The organism is Lentzea alba (genome assembly GCF_047445655.1).
In the GTDB taxonomy this organism is placed as follows: domain Bacteria; phylum Actinomycetota; class Actinomycetes; order Mycobacteriales; family Pseudonocardiaceae; genus Lentzea; species Lentzea alba_A.
The window spans coordinates 230,424-253,571 of record NZ_JAJAEG010000002.1 but is presented as its reverse complement, the minus strand read 5'-3'; the positions used below and the strand labels follow the sequence as shown (position 1 = coordinate 253,571).

General features: G+C 67.9%; 19 protein-coding genes. 10 read left to right on the top strand and 9 right to left on the bottom strand.

Annotated features, from left to right (window positions below; genetic code table 11):
• Positions 1-24 precede the first annotated feature (24 nt).
• Complete coding sequence (locus LFM09_RS04170) at positions 25-372, top strand: MerR family transcriptional regulator (RefSeq protein ID WP_414094900.1); 348 nt, start codon at positions 25-27, stop codon at positions 370-372.
• Here LFM09_RS04170 and LFM09_RS04165 read toward each other — a convergent pair.
• Positions 365-1,444 (bottom strand): mechanosensitive ion channel family protein, encoded by a 1,080-nt coding sequence (locus tag LFM09_RS04165; protein ID WP_414094899.1) that lies wholly within the window; start codon positions 1,442-1,444, stop codon positions 365-367. The genes LFM09_RS04170 and LFM09_RS04165 overlap by 8 nt on opposite strands.
• Before the next feature lie 76 nt (positions 1,445-1,520).
• Here LFM09_RS04165 and LFM09_RS04160 point away from each other — a divergent pair, with 76 nt between their 5' ends.
• Positions 1,521-1,910: a hypothetical protein gene (locus LFM09_RS04160; RefSeq protein WP_414094898.1), complete on the top strand. Its 390-nt coding sequence runs from the start codon at positions 1,521-1,523 to the stop codon at positions 1,908-1,910.
• Positions 1,911-1,913: 3 nt separating this feature from the next.
• Positions 1,914-2,297, top strand: coding sequence for a hypothetical protein (locus LFM09_RS04155; protein ID WP_414094897.1), 384 nt, complete (start codon positions 1,914-1,916; stop codon positions 2,295-2,297).
• Here the strand turns inward: LFM09_RS04155 and LFM09_RS04150 are convergent, their stop codons facing one another.
• The 5 genes from LFM09_RS04150 to LFM09_RS04130 form a co-directional block, all read right to left on the bottom strand.
• Positions 2,298-3,494 carry a M1 family metallopeptidase gene (locus LFM09_RS04150; RefSeq protein WP_414094896.1) on the bottom strand — a complete coding sequence of 399 codons (1,197 nt, stop codon included), beginning with the start codon at positions 3,492-3,494 and terminating at the stop codon, positions 2,298-2,300.
• Positions 3,491-7,228, bottom strand: coding sequence for a Pls/PosA family non-ribosomal peptide synthetase (locus LFM09_RS04145; RefSeq protein WP_414094895.1), 3,738 nt, complete (start codon positions 7,226-7,228; stop codon positions 3,491-3,493). Before LFM09_RS04145 ends, LFM09_RS04150 begins: the two co-directional genes overlap by 4 nt.
• A 100-nt stretch (positions 7,229-7,328) precedes the next feature.
• On the bottom strand, positions 7,329-9,098 hold the full coding sequence (locus LFM09_RS04140; RefSeq protein ID WP_414094894.1) for a DUF4153 domain-containing protein: 1,770 nt from the start codon (positions 9,096-9,098) through the stop codon (positions 7,329-7,331).
• 69 nt (positions 9,099-9,167) lie between these two features.
• The gene (locus tag LFM09_RS04135) at positions 9,168-10,187 is read right to left on the bottom strand and encodes an ATP-binding protein (RefSeq protein WP_414094893.1); all 1,020 of its coding nucleotides are present in this window, start codon (positions 10,185-10,187) and stop codon (positions 9,168-9,170) included.
• Positions 10,184-10,858, bottom strand: coding sequence for a response regulator transcription factor (locus LFM09_RS04130; RefSeq protein ID WP_414094892.1), 675 nt, complete (start codon positions 10,856-10,858; stop codon positions 10,184-10,186). Before LFM09_RS04130 ends, LFM09_RS04135 begins: the two co-directional genes overlap by 4 nt.
• Positions 10,859-11,003: 145 nt before the next feature.
• Between LFM09_RS04130 and LFM09_RS04125 the strand changes: the two genes are divergently transcribed.
• Entirely contained in the window at positions 11,004-11,501 is a 498-nt protein-coding gene (locus tag LFM09_RS04125; protein ID WP_414094891.1) for a carboxyl transferase domain-containing protein, read from the top strand.
• Positions 11,498-13,678, top strand: coding sequence for an ATP-dependent RecD-like DNA helicase (locus LFM09_RS04120; RefSeq protein ID WP_414094890.1), 2,181 nt, complete (start codon positions 11,498-11,500; stop codon positions 13,676-13,678). Before LFM09_RS04125 ends, LFM09_RS04120 begins: the two co-directional genes overlap by 4 nt.
• Here LFM09_RS04120 and LFM09_RS04115 read toward each other — a convergent pair.
• A complete protein-coding gene (locus tag LFM09_RS04115) occupies positions 13,653-14,417 on the bottom strand; it encodes an alpha/beta fold hydrolase (RefSeq protein WP_414094889.1) in 765 nt (254 codons plus the stop codon). The genes LFM09_RS04120 and LFM09_RS04115 overlap by 26 nt on opposite strands.
• A 364-nt stretch (positions 14,418-14,781) precedes the next feature.
• On the opposite strand from LFM09_RS04115, the gene LFM09_RS04110 reads away from it, so the two are divergent.
• The 5 genes from LFM09_RS04110 to LFM09_RS04090 all read left to right on the top strand — a co-directional run bounded on the left by LFM09_RS04110 (position 14,782) and on the right by LFM09_RS04090 (position 20,515).
• On the top strand, positions 14,782-16,059 hold the full coding sequence (locus tag LFM09_RS04110) for a M14 family zinc carboxypeptidase (protein ID WP_414094888.1): 1,278 nt from the start codon (positions 14,782-14,784) through the stop codon (positions 16,057-16,059).
• Positions 16,060-16,075: 16 nt separating this feature from the next.
• A complete protein-coding gene (locus LFM09_RS04105) occupies positions 16,076-17,158 on the top strand; it encodes a serine hydrolase domain-containing protein (RefSeq protein WP_414094887.1) in 1,083 nt (360 codons plus the stop codon).
• Between the two features lie 49 nt (positions 17,159-17,207).
• Positions 17,208-18,278, top strand: coding sequence for a serine hydrolase domain-containing protein (locus LFM09_RS04100; RefSeq protein ID WP_414094886.1), 1,071 nt, complete (start codon positions 17,208-17,210; stop codon positions 18,276-18,278).
• 77 nt (positions 18,279-18,355) lie between these two features.
• The gene (locus LFM09_RS04095; protein WP_414094885.1) at positions 18,356-19,447 is read left to right on the top strand and encodes a serine hydrolase domain-containing protein; all 1,092 of its coding nucleotides are present in this window, start codon (positions 18,356-18,358) and stop codon (positions 19,445-19,447) included.
• A gap of 3 nt (positions 19,448-19,450) precedes the next feature.
• A complete protein-coding gene (locus tag LFM09_RS04090; protein WP_414094884.1) occupies positions 19,451-20,515 on the top strand; it encodes a serine hydrolase domain-containing protein in 1,065 nt (354 codons plus the stop codon).
• 52 nt (positions 20,516-20,567) lie between these two features.
• Here the strand turns inward: LFM09_RS04090 and LFM09_RS04085 are convergent, their stop codons facing one another.
• Entirely contained in the window at positions 20,568-22,175 is a 1,608-nt protein-coding gene (locus LFM09_RS04085; RefSeq protein WP_414094883.1) for a glycosyl hydrolase family 18 protein, read from the bottom strand.
• Positions 22,176-22,389: 214 nt separating this feature from the next.
• Positions 22,390-23,127, bottom strand: a complete 738-nt coding sequence (locus LFM09_RS04080; RefSeq protein ID WP_414094882.1) for a PIG-L deacetylase family protein — start codon at positions 23,125-23,127, stop codon at positions 22,390-22,392.
• Positions 23,128-23,148: the final 21 nt, after the last annotated feature.

The window sequence follows — 23,148 nt, the reverse complement described above, 5'->3', positions numbered from 1 at the left end:
TGACATCAGTGTCAAGGTCAAGGCGTGTTGATCGGTGAACTGGCCGCTTTGTGCGGCGTCTCCACCCGCTCGGTCCGCTACTACGAGCAGTGCGGGCTCTTGTCGTCCTCGCGTTCCTCGAACGGCTACCGCACTTACACGCCGGCCGACGTCGAAACCGTGCGCCGCATCAAGGCGCTGCTCAACGTGGGTCTGCCGGTCGCGACCATCGCCCAGCTGCTGCCGTGCGTCGTGGACGCCTCACCGCGCTTGGACCCGTGCTCGAACCTGATCGCGACCTTGAACGCCGAAGTGGCCCGCCTGGACTCCCAAGCAGCCGAGATCGCCCGCTGCCGCAGCCTGATCACGGGCATCCTGGAGCGTTCTACTTAGGCCCCGCAAACGCTTGCTCCCGCTGTTCGCCGTCCACGCTCTCCCCGAACACCCGCGCGTCGGTGTGGTGATCGCTGGCCGGCTGCTGCTTCTTGGACCCGGTGACCGCCCGCGTCCTGACCTGCGGCAACGCACCGGTGTGCTGCCGCTGCACCCAATCCACCAGGTGCTCCCTCGTGACACACCTGAGGTCCCACAACTTGCCCGCGTCCTCGGCGCTCACCAGCGCCCTGAGGCGCACAAACCCCTGGGTAGCGGCCGTCACCTGCAACACGGACACCCTCCCGTCCCACAGGTCGCTGCCCTCCAACATGGACCGCATCTCCTGCCGCATCGCCTCGACCGGCACCGTCCAGTCGAGATCGAGCTCAACGGTCCCGAGCAACGCCGACTGCGTCCGAGTCCAGTTCTCGAAGGGGGTCTTGAGGAAGTACGACGTGGGCAGCACCAGCCGCCGGTCGTCCCACAGGTGCAACACCACGTACGTCAGCGTGATGTCCTCGACCCGCCCCCACTCACCTTCGACCACCACAACGTCATCAAGCCTGATGGCGTCGCTGAACGCGATCTGCATCCCCGAGATCACGTTGCCCAGCAACGACTGCGCCGCCAACGCCGCCACCGCACCGATCACCGCGGCACTCGCCAGCACGGTCGATCCGACCGCCCGCGCTCCGGGGAAAGTCATCAGGATCGCGCCGATCGCCAGGACCCCGATGATCACCAACGCCAGCCGCCTTATGAGCGTGACCTGCGTGTGCACGCGTCGTGCGTGGCGGTTGTCCGTGACGTCCGTCCGGATCCGCGACAGCGATATGTCGACAAGTGTGCTGATCAGGGCCGAGAGCAGCCACGCTCCGGCCAGGATCAGCGCGATTCCGAGCACGTGCAGAGTGATCGGGGCTTGGATCGGGTACACGCTAAGAGTTATCTGCGCGGCCAGCAGGGCGCCGAACACCTGACCCGGTCGATACATCTTGCCGCTGTGGGTGAAGCGGCGGACCAGTCGGTGGATCACCTCCACCACCAGCAACGCGAAGACCACAGAGCAGCCGAGTATTACGAACAGCACGTTTCCTCCTCCCGTATCCGGGCCGGGTACCCGCTGTCTGGCTGACCGCACACCAGGCTGGGTCAAACTGTGCGATGTGCCATTCAAGTACCGCGAGAACGACGTGTTGCTCATCCCGGTGACCGACGGGTCGTTCGCGCTCGCCAGGGTGGTGCTGAAGGAGCCGAGCCTCTTGCTCGTCCTCCATGCGGTGCAGGTGAGGTCGCGTGACGAGGTGGACGTCGGCAGTTTGCGGACGGCCCAGCCCTCGCTGTTGATGGCGACGATCCCGCGCAGCATCCACAAAGGCATCTGGAGGGTGGCGGGCAACTGCCCACCTGCGACCGAGGTGCCGATCCCGCCGGAGCAGGCTCAGGCGCTCCCCGGCCACGTCTCGTACTCACCGGCTGCCATCGAGGAGGCTGCGAAGGCCCTGCTGGGGCTGACGCCGTGGCTGCCGTGGCACGACAAGGTCAGGAAGGTCTAGGAGATGAGAGTGGACGTCCTGAAAGTCCTGGACCCTGCTGAGGGGATCGTCTTCTTCAGGGGTGACTTCGGCTCCGCGTCTGGCCGCTGGAAGGGCCACGAGCCTGCCGAAACCGGGCACTTCGCGGTCGAGTTCACCCTCCCCGCGGCCGAGGAGTGGACGGCGGCCACGTGTGAGGAGCCCGCCCTCTCCGGTGCCGCCGAACCCGGCTCCGACGTGTGGTTCAGGTGCCAGGTCGAGCGGGTCTACGACGACGCGGTGGTGGTGGCCAGGATGGGCCCGCACATCTTCTACGTCGAGATCCCGAACCGGACGTCGGAGCTCCCCGAGGGACGCTTCATCTCATTCCGGGTGCCCGAAATCGAGCTCTACCCGTACGACGCCTAGTCAGAGCGGCAGCGCGGGCTCGAACAGCCAGCGAGTCAGCAGATCCCGATGCCCTGCCAACGCCATGAAGTCCTCGGTCGTCACAACCCCGTGCCGGTTCCGCGCACACCACTCCCGCAGCAACGCGAAGAACGAGTCGTCACCCATCGCCCCGCGCAACGCGTGCAACGTCAAAGCCCCGCGTTTGTAAACCCGATCGTCGAACCAGTCGGTCCGTGGAGGCCGCCCTATCACCAGGTCCTGAGGCAACCGCCGCAGCAAGTCCCGCGCTCCAGCTGCACAAGCATCGGCAGAGCGGCCACCGGAAGCCTCGGACCACAACCACTCCGAGTAGCAGGCGAAGCCCTCGTTGAGCCAGATGTGCTCCCAAGCGGCGATCCCGACCGAGTTGCCGAACCACTGGTGCGCCAACTCGTGCGCCACCAACCGCTCGGACCCGCGCCGCCCGTCGACGTGGTTCGCGCCGAACGTCGACAATCCCTGCGCTTCAACGGGAACGTCCAGCTCGTCATCGGTGACCACGACCGAGTAGGTGGCGAACGGGTACGGCCCGAACAACGACGAGAACAGCGAGATCATCTGGTTCTGCCGCCCGAAGTCGTGCGCGACCAGCCGCCGCAGCCGGGCCGGCGCCCACACCCCGGGCAGGGCCTCGACGTACTGGCCGATCTGGACGGTCGCCAGGTACGTCGCCATCGGCGCGGCCATCGAGTACACCCAGCGCGTCGTGCTGCCGGAGACCTTGCCGTCGACCAGGACCCCGTTGCACACCACGGTGTACGACGAGGGTGCGGTCACGTCCAGGTGGTAGGAGGCCTTCGAGGACACGACATCGAGGCACGGGAACCACGACGGCGCACCGATTGGCTGCGAGGCCACCAGCGAGCCGTCGGTCAGCTGGTCCCAGCCGAGGTCGCCCCACTCCGGCGTGTGCACCGGCACCGGCGTGCCCGAGTAGCGGATCTCGACCGAGAACGAGCCGCGCACCGCGGCGCGGATGTTCAGCACGCCGCCGGCGTGGCCGTAGCGGGCGGGCTTGCCGTTCACCAGGACCTTCGAGACCCGCAAAGGGCCGAACGACAAGGAGAACGACGAAAGCGAAGTACAGGAAGCCTGCAGCACCGCACGCCCGGAGAGGCGTGCGGAGTGCGGCTTGTAGTCAAGCTCTAGCGCGTAATGGTGTACGGAGAAGCTCATGTCCACGCGGAGATCGGGTTGCCCAGCCAACGGGTTCCCGACGGTACATCCTCTCCGCGCATGACCAGGGAGGCGGGTCCGATCGTGGTGTTGGCGCCCACCGAGGCGCCCGGCAGCACGATGCCGTGCGGGCCCAAAGTAGCGCCTTCGCCCAGAGAAACCCGGTCCATCCGCAGGATCCGGTCGTGGAACAGATGTGTCTGCACGACGCAGCCGCGGTTGACCGACGCACCGGCGCCCAGCGACACCAGGTCCGCCTCGGGCAGCCAGTACGACTCGCACCAGACGCCACGGCCCACGGACGCGCCCAGCGAGCGCAGCCACAGGTTCATCAGCGGCGTGCCACCGGAGAACCCGACCAGCCACGGCACCGCGAGCACCTCGACGAACGTGTCCGCCAGCTCGTTGCGCCACACGAACGCCGACCACAGCGGGTACTCGCGCGTCTTGAAACGGCCCACCAGCGTCCACTTGGCAATTACGGCCACCAGGCAGGCCAGAACACCCGCGCCCAGCAGCACGACGCCGGACCACCAGAGCCCGAACTCCTTCAACGCGAACAGCACGAGCACGACCAAAGCGACGTTCAGCATCACCGGGACGAACCGGCAGAGTTCGACCAACGCCCGCGCCCACATCAGGTGCTTGGGCGGGTCGAACGTGCGCGACTGGTCGGACACCTCGGCGGCCCGCGGCAGCTTCATCGGTGGCATGCCCAGGTACGACGAACCGGCCTTGGCCCGCTTGGGAGCCGCCGACAGCACGCCGACGAGCCCGCCCTTGGGCACGTTGCGGCCCGGCGCGGTCATGCCCGAGTTGCCCAGGAACGCCCGCTTGCCGACGCGCGCGTTCGCGATGCGCAGCCAGCCGCCGCCGAGCTCGTAGGACGCGACCATTGTGTCGTCGGCCAGGAACGCGCCGTCGCCCACTCGGGTCATCTTCGGGAGGGCGACCACAGTGGACGCTTCGACGCCGCGGCCGACCTTCATGCCGAGCAGACGCAGCCACACCGGCGTGAACAGCGAGGCGTACAGCGGGAACAGCGCCGAACGCGCGTTGTTCATCAGGCGCTCGGTCGTCCACGCCTGCCACGCCACGCGGCTGTGCACGGGGTAGTAGCCCTCGCGCATGCCGATGCCGAGCAACCGCACGGAAACCAGGACCAGCAGCGCGTAGGAGCCGAACCAGATCGCCGAAGCCACCGGCACGTCCCAAAGCGCCGACGTCAACGTGACCGGCTGGCGCAGCACGTAGAGCAGGGCCGGTGCCGCCGCGAGCAACGGCAGCGCGCCCAGCAGACCAGACGAGAAGCCGTACATGAGGTTCCAGAAGTACGACCTGGAAGGCCGCCGCGACGGGAACGAGCGCGCGGCCTTGCCCTCGCGGATCGCGGGCACGCCGGCCCAGCGCTGACCGGTCGGCACCGAACCGACGACACCCGAACCGGGCGCCACCTCGGCGCGCTTGCCGATGCGGGCACCGGGGAACAGCGTGCTGCGCGCACCGACCGTCGCGCCGCCGCCGATCCGGATGCGGCCCAGCACCAGCTGGTCGCCGTCCAGCCACCAGCCGGACAGGTCGACCTCGGGCTCGACGGCCGCACCGCGGCCGACCTTCAGCATGCCGGTCACCGGTGGCAACGAGTGCAGGTCGACACCGGGGCCGATCTTGGCGCCCAGCGCCCGCGCGTAGTGCGTCACCCACGAGCCGGAAAGCTCGGTGGCGCGCGACATCTGCGCCAGCATCTCGGCGGTCCACAGTCGCAAGTGGACAGATCCACCGCGCGGGTACCGGCCGGGCTTCACGCCGCGCAGCAGCAAACGTGCGCCACCGGCGGAGATCGCGAGCCTGCCGAGGGGCGAGATGAACGCCGCCCAGCCCGCGACGACCCACCACCAGGAAACGGAAGTCCAGCCCAGGACGTTCGAAAGTGCGGTCAAAGCAACGACCCACCGCGCGCCGGAAACGGTCAGCAGCGGGATCATCAGCAGCGTCTGGACGATGCCGGTGAGTCGCGGCGTCGGCACGACCTCGCGCACCTCGGCCGTCTCGCCGTAGGACTCCAGGCGTCGCGCCAGCTTGTGCAGCGTCGGGTTCTGGTAGATGTCCGACACGGACATGCTCGGGTACCGCGTGCGCACCATCGAGACGAGCTGCGCGGCGCCCAGCGAGCTGCCGCCGGACGCGAAGAAGTTCGCTGCCTCAGAGGAGGGGCCGGAACCGAGCACGGCAGCCCACTGCTCCGCGAGCCAGCCTTCGAGACCCGAGAACACCACGCCCGCGGTGTCCATCGACTCCAGCGGCCACGGCAGCGCGTTGCGGTCGACCTTGCCGGACGTGCGCGTCGGCAGCGTGTCGACCACTGCGATCAACGGCACCAGCGCGGCGGGCAGTTCGGCCCGCAGCTGCTCGATCGCCGTCTCCTGGTCGAACTCCCCGTCGATCACGACGTAGCCGACCAGGATCTGGTTGCCGCCACGCGTCTTGCGCACGGCGGCGGCTGCACCGGCGACACCTTCGAGCGCCAGCAGTGCCGCGTCGACCTCGCCGAGCTCGATGCGCCGGCCGCCGAGCTTGATCTGCTCGTCCGCGCGGCCCAGGAAGACGAGGCCTTCAGGCTCGGCGCGGACCATGTCACCGCTGCGGTACGCGCGGTCCCAGCCCATCGAGGGCAGCGGCGCGTACTTCTCGGCGTCCTTCGCGACGTCCAGGTAGCGCGCGAGACCGACACCACCGATCACGAGTTCGCCCGACTCGCCCATCGGCACGACCTCACCGGCCGCGTCGACGACGACGAGCTCCCAGCCGTCCAACGGCAAACCGATGCGCACGGGACCCTCGCCGGTCATCTGCGCGGCGCAGGCGACGACGGTCGCTTCCGTTGGGCCGTAAGTGTTCCAGACCTCGCGGCCGTCCACGGCGAGGCGCTCGGCCAGCTCCGGCGGGCAGGCCTCGCCGCCGAAGATCAGCAGCCGCACGTCGTCCAGCGCCTCGACCGGCCACAGCGCGGCCAGCGTCGGAACCGTGGAGACGACGGTGATCTCCTGCTCGACCAGCCACGGGCCGAGGTCCATGCCGGTGCGCACCAGCGAACGCGGCGCGGGCACCAGGCAGGCGCCGTGACGCCACGCGAGCCACATCTCCTCGCACGAGGCGTCGAACGCGACCGAAAGCCCCGCCAGCACGCGGTCCTCCGGTCCGATCGGCTCGTCCTGCAGGAAGAGCCGCGCCTCGGCGTCGACGAACGCGGCGGCGTTGCGATGCGTCACCGCGACGCCCTTGGGCTTGCCGGTGCTGCCGGACGTGAAGATGATCCACGCGTCGTTGTCGAGACCGGGTTCGCCGGGCACTCCGAGCGGAGTGCCTTGCAGCACCAGCGATCGGCCTTCGCCGAGCACGGCACTCACTTGTGCCTCACCGAAAACGAGCTCGGCCCGCTCGTCCGGGTCCTCGAAGTCGACGGGCACGTAGGCCGCGCCCGCCGCCAGGGTCGCCAGGATCGAGACGTAGAGGTCGACGGTGCCGGACGGCACGCGAATGCCGACCCGGTCGCCGACCCCGACACCGTCGGCGGCGAGCTTTTCCTTGAGCTCCAGCACTTCTGTGATCAGTGCGCGGTACGTCAGCGCGGTGGTGCCGTCGTCGACGGCCAGCGCGTTCGGGTGCTGTTCGGCACTCGCGCGCAGGATGTCCAGGAGTGTGCGCGGGGTGGGCGCATCCCCTGCCGTGAACATCGATCGAAGAACAACGGGTTCAGCCGCAATGGTCACGACAGCGTCACTTCTCACCCTCTCGGAAACTTGTGGACCAGCCACTTTACCGTGAGTTAACGCACTACCTCTCACCCGAGTAAGGGGACTCACAGGTGCGCTCAGTCACCGCAACACTTTCGAGTGACTTGCGAGCGGTGTACCGCGCGAAGTTCCAGTCCCGCCAGTCCTCTTCGACGTTGCGGAACCTGACGTACCTCAGGGCGCACGATCGTTGCTCTTCAGGCAGCCTGACGAGCGCAGGCACCGCATCTTCCGACAGCTGCGACAGGTAGTACGTGTCGATCTTCTTCGTCGCCTCGAACCGCGACACGTTGTAGTCGGCGACCACCCGTTCGGGGTTCATCGCCATGACCGTGAGGAGGAAAGCGGTCCCGGTCCCGATGATGGCCTTGGGCAACCAGTTGGCGCGCAAGGTGATCCCGCTGGCGATCACCATGAGGTAGACGACCGCGAGCCAGATCTCGCACGACGCCACCAACAGCCGCAGCACCGTCCACCCGTACGCCTGCTGGTAGAACCACATGCGGCTCAACGCACTCGCCACGATCACCAGCGTGAGCACCGCCAGCGACCCGAGCAGGATCCGCAGCCACAACTGTTCTTTCGCCGTCTTCTTGGCTGCAAACCGCGCAACACCCGCGATGACGCCCAGCGTCAGGATCGAGACCCACAGCAACTGCCAGAAGCCGCTGCGCGCGTACTCCGCGAACGTGACCCCGGCCGTCTCCATGACGTACTGCTCGCCACCGAAGAGAACCGCGAGCTGTGTCCCCACGAACCCGGCGAACAGCAACACGAGCACACCGACCGGCAGCGCGTAGTCCTTGACCCGCAACGAACCCGGCTTGCTCTCCGCGTCCTCGTTGATCTGCGCCGGCGCCGCCACGAGGTAACAAGCCCCGACCGCACCAAACGCCGCAACAGCCCCGAAGAACGCCATCCGCACGTAAACGCCGATCTCAAGGTCCGGCACCAGACCTTCGAGGAAGTCGCTGAACGCCTGGTCCGCGCCCGCCAGCAGCGACCCGAAGATCAGCAGCAGCGCCAACGCCACGCCGACCGAGATGAACGGCCTGATGCCGACCGGCCCGCGCTTGCTGAGGCCCTTCGCGACCCACGGAATCGACCTGAACCCGGCCAGCCCGACCCCGAGCGCGCCGAAGACGAGCCCGCGCACGGTCTTGCCGCCGGCCATGGCGATCGAGCCGCAGACCATCGAGGCCATCAGGCACAGCGGGAAGATCCACTCGGCCGCCCTGAGGAAGCCCATCGCCAGGAACGCCAGCGCCGCCGCCAGCCAGAGGGCCCGCTCGACGGACGGCTTGCCCGCGTGGAACAGGACCGCGCCGACGCCGAACAGGCCTGCCAGGAACCAGCCGATGCCGTTGTTCGGCGGGGCCAGGAAGGCGCCGGCCAGGCCCGCGATGAGGCCCACGACCAGGACCTGGGCGGGGGCGCCGGTGGTGGGTGGGCGCCACCACGTCAGGAGCGGCACCGGTGCCGGGGGAACGATCGCGCCGGCCGCGGTCGGGCCTGCGACGGGGTAGCGGGGCACGCTCTGCCACGCTGACGGCGGAGGCAGGGTGGCGGTGGCGACCTGAGCCGGTTCAGCGACCTTTTCGGGCTCAGCGACCTTCTCCGGCTCCACTGGCTTCTCCGCCGCAGGTTCGACGTCCTCGGGAGCCGGCGAACCCCCGGCCTCCGCCGGCTCCGCACCCCCGGAGACGGGCCGATACCCGACCTTCCGGAAGTTCCGATACCTCCGCCGCGCAGCAGCCATCCCCTCCGAGGCGTCCTCGGGCGACCCGGCGTCAGGCTTCTCGTCAGTCATTTCTCTCTCCCAAGCCCCGAAAAAGGGCGTGCTCCACCGTCACACCAACCACGGGTGCGAACAAGAAAGTCAGCGAGGCAAAGTCACCCGGATGCACGACCCGGGATCCACCACGGCGATCGTCCCGCCGTGCAGGTCCACCACCCACCGGGCGATGGCGAGCCCGAGCCCGGTCCCGCCACCGCCCGCCCTCTCCCCTCGGGTGAACCTCTCGAAGATCCGCGACCGGTCGGCCAGAGCGATCCCCGGCCCCTCGTCCCGAACCTCCAGAACCACCGAACTCCCGGTGGAAGACCCGACCACGGACACCAACCCCCCGGTGGGTCCGTGCCGGGCAGCGTTGTCCACCAGGTTCACCAGCACCTGGTGCAACCGCTCCCCATCAGCGAAAACCGAAAGATCCCCGGGAACGTCGATCGAGAACGACGCGGCAGGTGCGGCCACCGCGGCCTCGGCCACCACGTCGGCGACCAAGGACGAGACCGACAGCGTCTCCCGGTTCAGCGACAGCACCCCGGCGTCGATCTTCGACAGATCCAGCAACTCGGTGACCAGCCGCCCCAGCCGCTCGGTCTGAGCCAGGGCGGTCCGCATGGTCGCCGCATCAGCGGTAGCCACCCCGTCGACCACGTTCTCCAACACGGCCTGCAAAGCCGAAATCGGAGTCCGCAGCTCGTGCGACACGTTCGCGATCAGCTCCCGCCGCTGCTGATCGGCAGCGGCCAAATCGGCAGCCATCACCGTGAACGCCTCGGCCAACTGCCCGACCTCGTCAGAGGACGTGGCACGGACCGACCGCGAGTAATCCCCGGAAGCCATCGACCGAGCCGCGGAAGTCATCTCCCGCAACGGCGAAGTCATGCCGTGCGCCAGCAACTGGGACGTGAGCAAGCCCAGCACCAAAGCGATCAGCGTGGTCCGAGGCGGCAACCACCCGGTCACGTAACGGAAGTAGGCGAACGACACACACCCCGACACCACGATGACGATCCCGAGCTTGAGCTTGATGGACCGCACCGAGTCCAACGGCCGCGGCAACAGGTCCAGCCAGCCCAGAACCCTGTCCAGCCAGCCCGAAAGAGTTCTCATCGCGGCACCTCGAGCGCGTACCCCACCCCGTGCACGGTGCGGATCAGATCCGCCCCGAGCTTGCGCCGCAACGCCTTCACGTGGCTGTCGACCGTCCGCGACGAAGCCCCCTCGTGCCACCCGCACGCCTCCGCCAGCAACCGCTCCCTGGCCTGCACGGCGGAAGGCCGCTCAGCCAGGAACACCAGCAGGTCGTACTCGGTGGGCGTCAGATGAGCCTCGACCCCCGCCCGCCGCACCCGTCGTGCGGCCAGATCGATCACCAGATCGCCCAGCTCCAAAGACGTGGAAGCAACGGCTCGCGACACACGGCGCAACAGCACGTGCACACGCGCAGCCAGCTCCCGCATCGAGAAAGGCTTCGTCAGGTAGTCGTCGGCCCCCACGGCGAGCCCGACCAGCAGATCGGTCTCGTCCCCCCGCGCGGTCAGCATCAGCACCGGCACCGAACGCGACGCCTGGATCCGCCGGCACACCTCCAGCCCGTCGAACCCCGGCAGCATCACGTCGAGAACGACCAGGTCAGGCAGGAAAGAGGCCGCGAGAGCAACCCCCGACGGCCCGTCATGAGCCACCGACACCACGAACCCCTCGGCCCGCAGCCGCGCGGCCACGGACTCGGCGATCGTGATGTCGTCCTCCACGACGAGCACCCGGCGCTGACCTGTCATGACGGGGACTTTATGGGCACGACGTGGAGGACGCCGGGACAAGTTGTGAAGATCGTGTGCAGAGATCGATCAGTTACCGCTCGGTGACCGGGCGGAGGAACGCGCGCACTGTTAACAAAGCGAACCATTTAATTAGGCTCCGAACATGGACGGCCTCACCTCGCTGTTCGATCTCGTGGCCGACGAACAGGAAGCCCGCCGGCTCGTCGAGCTCCTCCGCGAGCAGGGAACCTTCAGCGAGCCCGCGGACGCGGACCAGCTCCTCGACGCCGTCCCACTGCGACTGGGCAAAGGCCACTCCCTCAAGACCAGCCTCGGCAGGCTCGGCGGCCGCACGGTCGGCGTCGTCGAGGAGACCGGCCCGCTCGACGCCGCTGCGGCCGAGAAGGGCGCGCGGTTCGTGCGCCTGTGCGATGCGTTCGGCATCCCGCTCATCGCCGTCGCCGGCTCACCGGAACCCGGCGGGGAAGTGCACGGCGGTGCACTGCTGCACGCGTTCGCGGAGAGCCACGTCCCCCGGATCACGCTGGTCACGGGACCCGCGCACGTCACGATGATCGCGGAGACGGCCTGCTCCTCCTTCAGCGACCCGCGCGACATCCGCCGCGCCCTGGTGGAGGCGTTCTGTAAGTTCGGCCCATGAACGTCCTCGAAGCGGTCCTGGAAAGGATCACCTACGCCAACGAGGACAACGGCTACACCGTCGCCAAGGTGGACACCGGCCGCGGCGACCTGGTCACGGTCGTCGGCGCGTTGCTCGGCGCGCAGCCGGGCGAGTCGATCCGCATGCGCGGCCGCTGGGGCTCGCACCCGCAGTACGGCAAGCAGTTCCACGTCGACGACTACACGACGATCCTGCCCGCGACGATCCAGGGCATCCGCCGCTACCTCGGCTCCGGCCTGATCAAGGGCATCGGCCCGGTGCTCGCGGACAAGATCGTCACCCACTTCGGCGTGCAGGCGCTCGACGTCATCGAGAACGAACCCGAGCGCCTCGTCGAGGTCCCGAAGCTCGGCCCCAAGCGCACCAAGGCCATCGCGGCAGCCTGGGAAGAGCAGAAGGCCATCAAGGAAGTCATGATCTTCCTCCAGGGCGTCGGCGTGTCCACGTCGTTGGCCGTCCGGATCTACAAGCAGTACACGGACAAGGCCATCGAGGTCGTCAAGGAGGAGCCCTACCGCCTGGCGAGCGACGTCTGGGGCATCGGCTTCAAGACCGCCGACGTGATCGCGAAGGCCGTCGGCATCCCGCACGACAGCCCGCAACGCGTCAAGGCCGGCCTGCAGTTCACGCTCTCCGAGGCCACCACCGACGGCAACTGCTACCTGCCCGAACAGGCCCTCATCGCGGACGCCGTCAAGATCCTCCAGGTCGACACCGGCCTGGTCATCGACTGCCTCGCCGAGCTCGTCGAGGAAGAGGGCGTGGTCCGCGAGGAGCTCCCGGACGACGAGATCGCCGTCTACCTCGTCCCGTTCCACCGCGCGGAGATCTCGATGGCCTCCCAGCTGAAAAGGCTCCTGCACTCCGACACCGACCGCATGCCGAGCTTCGCGAACGTCGACTGGGACAAGGCTTTCGCCTGGCTGGGCACAGACCTCGAAGAACATCAGGCAGCAGCGGTCAAGCTCGCCCTCACGCAGAAGGTGGCGGTGCTGACCGGTGGACCGGGCTGCGGCAAGAGCTTCACCGTGCGCTCGATCGTCCGCCTCGCACAGGCGAAACGAGCCAAGATCGTCCTGGCCGCCCCGACCGGCAGGGCCGCCAAGCGCCTCAGCGAACTGACCGGCCACGAGGCCCGCACCGTCCACCGCCTGCTGGAACTGCGGCCCGGCGGCGACGCGGCGTACGACCGCGACCACCCGCTCGACGCGGATCTCGTGGTCGTGGACGAGGCCTCGATGCTGGACCTGTTGCTGGCCAACAAACTCGTGAAGGCCGTCCCGCCCGGCGCCCACCTGCTGCTCGTGGGCGACGTCGACCAGCTGCCGTCGGTCGGCGCGGGGGAGGTGCTCAGAGACGTTCTGGCGCACGGAAGCCCGATCCCGAACGTGCGCCTGACGCACATCTTCCGCCAGGCCCAGGAGTCCGGCGTCGTCACGAACGCGCACCGCATCAACAGCGGCGACTACCCGGTGGTGCAGGGACTTCCGGACTTCTTCCTGTTCAGCACCGACGAAGCGGAGGAAGCGGCGACCACGACCGTCGACGTCGTCGCGAACCGCATCCCGCGCAAGTTCCGGCTCGACCCGCGCAAGGACATCCAGGTCCTCGCGCCGATGCACCGCGGCCCAGCAGGTGCCGGCGCGCTGAACACCATCCTCCAAGAGGCGTTGACACCGTCCCGCGACAACCTGCCCGAGAAGCGCTTCGGCGGCAGGGTGTTCAAGGTCGGCGACAAGGTCACCCAGATCCGCAACAACTACGACAAGGGCCGCAACGGCGTCTTCAACGGCACCCTGGGCAACGTCATCGCGCTGGACCCGGTCGAGCAGAAGCTGACCATCCGCACCGACGAGGACGAAGAGGTCGACTACGACTTCTCCGAACTGGACGAGCTGAGCCACGCCTACGCCATGACCATCCACCGCTCGCAGGGCAGCGAGTACCCGTGCGTGGTCATCCCGATCACGACCAGCGCGTGGATGATGTTGCAGCGCAACCTGCTCTACACCGCCGTCACGCGCGCGAAGAAGCTCGTGGTCCTCGTCGGCAGCAAGAAGGCCATCGGCCAGGCGGTCAGAACCGTCGGGGCGGGCCGCCGCCACACAGCATTGGCCCACCGCCTCCGCACTACACCGACGTCAGATAGTCCGTGATCAGCCGGGCCCACGGCATCGCGGACTCCAGCGCGATCGCGTGCCCGCAGGCGATGTCGGTGTACTTCGAACCCGGAATCAGGTCCGAGACCTCCTTGCCGAGGTTGCGCGACAGCAGCTGGTCGCCGGACGCGCCGATCACCAGCGTCGGCTGCGTGACCTGAGGCAGCACGTCGGACAGGTCGATCTTCAGGATGAGGTCGACGTGCGCGGGCGACCCGGTCGGCACGCTCGACCCGATCAGCTCGGCGAAGCCCTCGGCCTGCGCGGGCGTGAGCCGGGCGAGGTACTCCTTGCTGCACATCACCGAAAGGATGAACCGCGACAGCACCGCGCGGGACCCGTCCAGCAACGACTTCCAGTGGTCGATCTTGGCCTTCGTCGCGGCGTCGATCTTCGTGAACGGCGTGCTGAGGACCAGCCCGCGCACCCGCTCCGGATGCCGCACCGCCGCCGTGACCGCGACCGCGCAGCCCATCGAGTAGCCGGAGACGTAGAACGAGTCGTGGCCCGCCTTCACGGCGACGTCGACGAGGTCGTCGGCGAGCTCGTCCAGGTCGAGCGGGCCCGCGGCCTTCGGCGAGTTGCCGGAGCCAGGCAGGTCCGGCGCGATGACGGTGAAGTACTGGGTGAGGGTCCCGAGGATCGGGCCGTAGTTGGCCTGGACGCTGCCGCCCGCGCCGTGCACGAGCAGCAGGGCCGGGCCGGTGCCCTTGACGACGGTGGACAGGCCGGACATGGGGGACCCCCGAGTTTCGTCAGTCCATGCTGCGAACGATGGTCGGCTCCAACCCCTCGTCGTCGTCCGTGAGTGAACCGCGCCAGGGGAAGTGCTGGGAGATCTCAGCGACGTTGTCGTTGTAGAGATGATCCATGGCTTGCGCTCCCGTCAACTTCCCAAGGTGTATTAGCGGACCTCGCTGTTGTCGAGTCGGTTTCGGCCTGACCAGCACAATAACCGCTGCGATACTGGTCGAAATCCTATTGATTTTCGTCACAACGCGCCAAGTGGCCGGGTTCCCGATCCCAAGCACCGGACGGTAATCATCCGGTCGGTCGAACGAACTGGCGGGACTCGCCAGGACAGCCCATCATCGTTGATCATGCGCACCGCCGTCGCCCTGCTCGCCTGCCTGGCCCTCCTGCTCAGCCCCTCACCGGCCCCGGCGGAAGGTCCACAAGCGACGTTCGTGCTGCGTGTGCCCGCCCCGCTCGGGGATTCCGCCCAACGGCTGCTCGCCAAGGGCTACGACGTCGTGGAGCAGCGCGACGGCGACGACCTGTTCGTGATCGGCTCCAAGCACACCGCCGACGAGCTGCGAGCCGACGGTTTCCAGCCGTCTGTCGAGACGGTGATGCCTCCGTCTCAATGGGCGCCGCGCTCTCTCGGGGATTCGACTTACTACGGCGGCTACCGGACCGTTCCCGCGCATCTCGCCCATCTCGACGAGATCTCGGCGGCCCATCCCGAACTCGCCACGGTCGTCGACTACGGCGACTCGTGGCGCAAGTCCCAGGGCGCCGGCGGATACGACCTGAAAGCCATCTGCATCACGCGCAAAGCGCCAGGTGACTGCGCATTGACGCCGACCGCGCCGAAACCACGCCTGTTCGTGATGGGCCAGCTCCACGCGCGCGAAATCACCACCGGCGACATGGGGTGGCGGTTCATCGACGACCTGGTCGGCTCGGACCTGACCGCGATGCTGGACTCCCTCGAGGTCTGGGTCGTGCCGATCGCGAACCCCGACGGCGTGGAGATCGTCGAGTCCGGTGGCGACAAACCCGTCCTGCACCGCAAGAACACCAACGGCACGTGCACCAACGGCCAGCGCGGCGTCGACCTGAACCGCAACGCCGGGTCGCACTGGGGTGAGGTCGGCACGTCCTCGAACAAGTGCAGCGAGGTCTACCGCGGCCCGCGCGCCGACTCCGAGGTCGAGACGCAGGCGTTGGAGTCGTTGTGGCGCAAGCTCTACCGCGACACCCGCGCACCGGGGGACACCGCGGCGGCCTCGCCCGACACCACCGGCGCCGTCATCTCCATGCACAGCTACGGCAACTACGTGCTCTTCCCGTGGGGCTGGAGCACGCAGAAGACCGGCAACGACGCGTCGCTCCGCAAGATCGCCCAGGACATGGCCGCGCTGTCCGGCTTCAAGGCGGGCCAGCCCGGCGAGCTGCTCTACAACGCGTCCGGCGCCACCGACGACTGGGTGTACGAGGACCTGGGCGTGCCGAGCTTCGTGTGGGAGATCGGTGCCTCGTCGGGCACCTGCGGCGGGTTCACGCCGCCGTACTCGTGCCAGAAGGACGTGCATTGGCCGAAAGTGCGTTCCATGCTCGTTTCGGCCATGAAAGCGGCACACAGGCCCTATTGACGGCATCTTGGATGCCATGGGGACTCGATTACTGGCAACTGCCGCCGTTTTCAGCCTGCTCTTCACCGGAACCGCGGTCGCCGACGCTCAGGGCTCGGTGGACCGCAGGATCGTCCAGGAGGGGCTGGACGAGATCACGCGCACGGCCGCGCAGGGAGCGCAGGCGCGCGTCGCGGACGGCCGGGAGCGCTTCGCCGTCCGGTCCGGCACCGCCGAGCTGGACAACCCGCGCCCGGTGCCGATCACCGGCCGGTTCCGCGCAGGCAGTGTCACGAAGTCGTTCACCTCGACCGTGGTGCTCCAGCTCGCCGGCGAGGGGAAGGTCGACCTGGACGCCCCGGTCGACCGTTATCTGCCCGGCCTGATCGACCGGCGCATCACCGTCCGCCACCTGCTGCAGATGACCGGCGGCCTCTACAACTACACGAACGCACTCCGGTTCGACCCGGAAGGCTTCGAGGAGATCCGCTACAGGCACTGGGAGCCTGCGGAGCTCGTCGCCCTGTCGACGAGCAGGCCGCTCCAGTTCGAGCCCGGCACCAGGTGGGAGTACAACAACACCAACTACGTCGTCCTCGGCCTGCTGATCGAGAAGGTCACCGGCGGGAAGTACGAGAAGGCCGTCGCACAGCGCGTGCTGAAGCCGTTGCACCTCAACGACACCACGCTCCCCGGCGACGACCTGAACATCCACGGGCCGCACGCCCACTCGTACGCGATGGTGCAGGGCCGGGCGATCGACACCACCCGCTGGAACCCGTCGATCTTCTGGGCCGCCGGCGACATCATCTCCACCACCCGTGACCTGGACACCTACTTCGCTGCGCTGCTCGGCGGCAAGCTGCTGCGCCCGGCCCAGCAGGCGGAACTGACGAAGACCACGTCCGTCAGCACCCAGTACGGCCTCGGTCTGTTCGTCGAGAAGGCTCCGTGCGGCACCACGATCGTCGGGCACCCCGGCAGCGTGCCGGGTGCCCTGACCTACGCCTACCAGACCCCGGACCTGAAGCGTCGCGTGCAGTTCTCCGCCACGGCCGGACTCGGCACCGGTGACCCGTTGCCGGCGTACCAGCGGGTGATCAACGAGATTTTCTGCTGAGCGGAACGCTTTGAGGGCGTTCCACGAACGCCCGGCATCGTGGAGTGCCATGGGGATTCGAATCGCGGTGGTGGTGGCCCTGCTGGTCGCCACCACCGGTGGCACGGCGCTCGCGGACACCGATCGCGAGGTCATCCAGCAGGGCCTGGACGAGGTCGTGCAGGCGGGAGTGCTGGGAGCACAGATCCGCGTCACGCACGACCGCGAGCACTTCACCGCCCGTTCGGGTCTCGCCGAACTGAACGGCGTCCGGCCGGTGCCGTTCAGCGGCAGGTTCCGCGCGGGCAGCATCACCAAGACGTTCGTCTCGACGGTGGTGCTGCAGCTGGTCGCCGAGGGCGAGGTCTCGTTGGACGAGCCGGTCGGCCGCTACCTGCCAGGCCTGATCGACCAGCGGATCACCGTGCGCCACCTGCTCCAGCACACCAGCGGCCTGGCCGACCACAACGAGCTGCTCCCGTTGGACCCGGCCGGCTTCGAGCAGATCCGCTACCAGCACTGGGAGCCCGCGGAGCTCGTCGCTCTGTCGACGAGCAATCCGCTGGAGTTCCCACCCGGTGCGAAACACGACTACTCCAACACCAACTACGTCGTCGCCGGCCTGCTGATCGAGAAGCTGACCGGCAGGTCGTTGGAGCGGGTGGTGGAGCAGCGGATCCTGAAGCCGTTGCGCCTCAACGACACCGAGCTGCCACGTGACGACGACCGCATCCACGGCCCGCACGCCCGCGGCTACTGGGCGATCGACGGCAAGCCGGTGGACATCACCCGGTTCAACCCGTCCGTCTTCTGGGCGGAGGGCAATCTCGTGTCCACCACGAAGGACCTCGACACGTTCTACACAGCGCTCGCGGGCGGCAAGCTGCTGAAACCCGCCCAGCAACAGGAACTGGTGAAGACCACGGCCATCAGCCCCGAGTACGGACTGGGACTCACGGTCCAGACCCTCCCGTGCGGCACGACGGTCTGGGGCCACGACGGCGGCGTGCCGGGCTTCGGCTCACTCGTGCTGACCACCCCGGACACCGGGAAACGCGTCGCGATGAGCGCCAACACCGGTCCGATCGTGGGTGATCCCGCGCCTGGGCTGCAGAAGGTTCTCGGTGAGATCTTCTGCTAGGAGCAAGGGTTTTCCCTGAGGTGAGTTCAGACCAAGGTCCGATGCGCTCTCAGCCCTGCGGCGGCAGGGTGGCGGACATGGGGATTCGATTGGTAGCCACTGTTACCGCCACGAGCCTGCTGGCTCTGACCACCGCGGGCGTCGCCTCGGCCGACACGGCGAGCGTGGACCGCAAGGTCGTTCAGCAGGCCATCGACCAGCTCTCGTCGGGCGGGGGAGCCCTCGGCGTGCAGGTTCGCGTCACCGACGGACGGCAGCGCTTCACCGCCCGTTCCGGCAAGGCGGAGCTGGACAGCGACAAGCCGGTTCCGCTGGACGGCCGGTTCCGCGTCGGCAGCATCACCAAGACGTTCGTGTCGACGGTGCTGCTGCAGCTCGCGGGTGAGGGCAAGGTCGACCTGGACGCGCCGGTCGACCGCTATCTGCCCGGTCTGATCGACAAGCAGATCACCGTGCGGCAGATCCTGCAGCACACCAGCGGTCTCTACAACTACACCGACGCACTTCCGCTCGACCCGGCCGACTTCGAGAAGATCCGCTACAAGCACTGGGAGCCCGCGGAGCTCGTCGCGATCGCGACGAGCAAGCCGCTCGACTTCCCGCCCGGCACGAAGTGGAGCTACTCCAACACCAACTACATCGTCGCCGGCCTGCTGATCGAGAAGCTGACCGGCAAGCCGTACGAGCGTGCCGTCGAGCAGCGCATCCTGAAGCCGTTGCGGCTCAACGACACCGAGGTTCCGGGCGACAACCCGAACATCAAGGGCCCGCACGCTCACGGCTACTGGACGGTCGACGGCAAGCCGTCCGACATCACCCGCATCAACCCGTCCGTCGCCTGGGCGGCCGGCGAGATGGTGTCGACGACGCGCGACCTCGACACGTTCATCGTGGCGTTGTCGAGCGGCAAGCTGCTCAAGCCCGCCCAGCAGCAGGAAATCAGCAAGACCACGGCCGTCAGCCCGGACTACGGTCTCGGCCTCGGCGTGCAGACCCTGCCGTGCGGCACCAAGGTCTGGGGCCACGGCGGCGGCATCCCCGGCTACTCGTCGGACCTGCTGAGCACGCCGGACACCAAGAAACGCCTGGAACTGTCAGCGACCTCCGCGCCGACCGGGGGCGACCCCGGCCAGGCCTATCTCGCACTGCTCAACGAGGTGTTCTGCTAAACCATGAAACTGGTAGCCGCTTTCACCGCGGCCGCCCTGCTCACCACCGCCGGTGTCGCTTCCGCGGCACCGGCGGGTGAGCGGGAGGCCGTGCAACAGATCATCGACCAGCTCACCACCTCCGGCGGCGCGCTCGGCGTCCAGGCGAGAATCACCGGCCTGGGCACGGTTCGCTCCGGTTCCGCCGTGCTGGGATCGAGAGAACCCGTGCCGCACAACGGAACCTTCCGCATCGGCAGCGTGACCAAGCCGTTCGTGTCGACGGTGGTGCTGCAGCTGGCCGGCGAGGGCAAGGTCTCGTTGGACGAGCCGGTCTCCCGTCACCTGCCCGGGTTGATCGACGACCGGATCACCGTCCGGCACCTGTTGCAGCACACCAGCGGCCTCCACGACTACACGGAGGACCTGCCGCTCGATCCGGCCGGTTTCCCGTCGATCCGCTTCCGCACGTGGGATCCGCACGAACTGGTGGACATCGCGCTGCGCCACCCGCTCGGCTTCGAACCCGGTGCGGAACACAGCTACTCCAACACGAACTACATCGTCGCGGGCCTGCTCATCTCGAAGATCACCGGCCGCCCGTACCAGCGCGAGGTCGAGCAGCGGATCCTGAAACCGTTGCGCCTCAAGGACACCTCACTGCCACTCAATTCCGTCGACGTTCCCGGGCTGCACGCGCACGGCTACCTGCCCGACGCTGATGGCAAACCCGTCGACGTCACGCGCCTCAACCCGTCGTGGGGATGGGCGGCAGGCGAGATGATCTCGACCACCCGCGACCTGGACGCGTTCCTGGAGGCGTTGCTCGGTGGGAAGCTGCTCAAGCCCGCGCAGCAACAGGAACTCATGAAGACGACTGCCGTGAGCCCGAACTACGGCCTGGGCATCTCGGTCCTGCCGTTGCCTTGCGGCGTCACACTCCACGGCAGCGACGGCACGATCCCCGGCTACGCGGCGATGATGATCGGCACGCCCGACAAGCGGATGGCTCTGTCGATCAACCAGGCCGCGAACGGCGGCACTCCCGGCGACGCCGGCTTCCGGTTGCTGAACGAAGTCTTCTGCTGAACACAAAAGGGGAGCTGGGTTGACCCAGCTCCCCTCCCGGCGTTTAGAAGAACTACCCGAGGGCGTTCCTCATCGCTGTGATCAACTCTCCGTTCGCGGTGTCACCGGTGAGCTCCCAGAAGAACGCTCCACCGAGACCCTGGCCCCGAGCCCAGGCGATCTTGCTGGCGATCGTCTGCGGGGTGTCGTAGCTCCACCACTGGCCGTTGCAGAACGCGTAGGCCGTGCCGGCGATGGTGCCGGTGGCGGGGCACTTGGTCTTGAGGACCTTGTAGTCCTCGATGCCCGCCTCGTGCGTGCCCGGAGCCGGACCCGTCGCCGTGCCGCCGGGCGCCGCCTGCGTCACACCCGTCCAGCCGCGGCCGTAGAAGCCGATGCCGAGCAGGAGCTTGGAGGCGGGAACACCCTTCGAGCGCAGCTTGGAGATCGCGGCCTCGGAGTTGAAGCCGGCCTGCGGGATGCCGTTGTACGACGTCAGCGGGGAGTGCGGAGCCGTCGGGCCCTGTGCCGCCCACGCACCGAAGTAGTCGTACGTCATGACGTTGTACCAGTCGATGTACTGCGCCGCGGGACCGTAGTCGGCTGCGTCGATCTTGCCGCCGGCCGAGCCGTCAGCGGTGATCGCCGAGGTGACGAGGTAGTTCGAGCCGAAGCGGGCACGCAGGGCCTGCATCAGGTTCTTGTACGCCGCCGGGCCGCTGGTGTCGCAGGACAGGCCACAGGAGTTCGGGTACTCCCAGTCGATGTCGATGCCGTCGAACAGGCTCGCCCAGCGCGGGTCCTCGAGCAGCTGGTAGCAGGACTCGGCGAACGCCGCCGGGTTCTGCGCGGCCTGGCCGAAGCCACCGGACCAGGTCCAGCCACCGAACGAGTAGAGCACCTTGATGTGCGGGTACTTCTTCTTCAGCTTCATCAGCTGGTTGAAGTTGCCGCGCACCTGCTGGTCCCACTGGTCGGCGACGCCGTCCACGGACTCCGCCGCGGTCATCGACTTCTCGATGGCGGGGAACGACTCACCGATGGTGCACTTGCCGCCCGACACGTTGCCGAACGCGTAGTTGATGTGCGTCAGCTTCGACGCCGAACCCGAGGTGTCGATGTTCTTCACCTGGTAGTTGCGGGCCGGGTAGACGCCCCACTCCGCGAAGTAGCCCAGGTTGATCTTCCCGGGAGGCGGCGGCGGACCAGTCGTGGTCGTCGTCGTGGTGGTCGTAGTGGTGGTGGTGGTAGTCGACGTGGTCGGGTTCGTCCCGCCCGCCTCACACGAGCCACCGTTGAGCTTGCAGTTGGTCGGTGCGCTGAACGCGCCGGTGTACTTGGCGTTGAACCCGAAGCTCACCGACTGGCCGACACCGACGTTGCCGTTCCAGGTGTTCTTGACCGTGACGACCTGGCCGGACGGCGTGTACGAGCCCTCCCAGCCGGACTGGAAGGTGTGGCCGGCCGGGAGCGTGAACTCCACGGTCCACGACGTCAGGGCCGCCGTGGAGTTGTTCGTGATCGTGTACTTGCCCTCATAACCAGATCCCCAGTCCTGAGTCTTGGAGAACGTGGCGGACACGCCACCGGCGCCGCTAGCGGCGGGCACAACGGCGAGCCCGAGGACCATCGCGGCGACGGCCGCGAAGAGAGCAGCTAGATGCCATCGGAACTTGGACATCGGTCTCCTCAGTCGCAGGGGTACCGGAACGATGTGGTTTAGACCACTCAGCGGTCAAGGTCTAGACCTCTGCCGTCACTCGAATGGAGTAGTCCGAAAACGGTTGCGAGACGCTCGATGTCCGTTCTTTGTCTACTCGGTTAACCATTCGAGGGTTCCGAGACATCTGCACACAGAGGACCCAGGTCCTCTTTTCGTTCCAGGCCAAAGCGTTTCAGAACTCGAACGGTGCCTGCAGGTCGTGGGCGCGGAACAGCACGGCGTGCTCGACGCCCATCGCCTCGCCGCTCATGGCGGTGAACTTCGGGATGAAGTCGGTGGGGGCCGGGTGGTCCGGGAGTGCGGCCAGGTACGCGGCGTGCGCTTCCAGAGAGGCGATTCCACGGCGCAGCGGCTCTCCCGTGACCTCGACGCCGTGGGTCGCGGAGCCGGCGAGTCCGGGGACGATGTACCAGCGGGCCGAGTGCGGTTCGAGGCCCTCGTCGTCGATCTGCTCCGGGAACACCCACCGGTTGCCCGCGTCGCGCAGCGCGTCGAGCGTCGCGAGCCCGGCCGCCCGGTGGTCGGCCTGGTCGAAGCCGTAGGGCGTCTCGACGTCGTACCCGGCGCCGAGCACGACGTCGGGCTTGAAGCGGCGGATCTCCCGGCAGATGTCCCGGCGCAGGTCGAGGCCGTAGACGAGCACGCCGTCGGGGTGCTCCAGGACGGTCAGGTGCTTGACGCCGACGACAGTGCAGGCGGCCTGCTGTTCCGCGACGCGCAGCCGCGCCGTCTCCTCGGGGTGGTTCGGCATGCCGGCCTCGCCGCGGGTGAGCAGGAGGTAGCCGACCTCGATGCCGCGCGCGGTCCACCGAGCGACCGCCGCGGACGTGCCGTACTCCATGTCGTCGGGGTGCGCGACGACGCAGAGCACGCGCTGGAAGGACTCCTCTGGGAGCGCAGGCAGTGTCATGCAGGCATCCTGCCGCGTTCA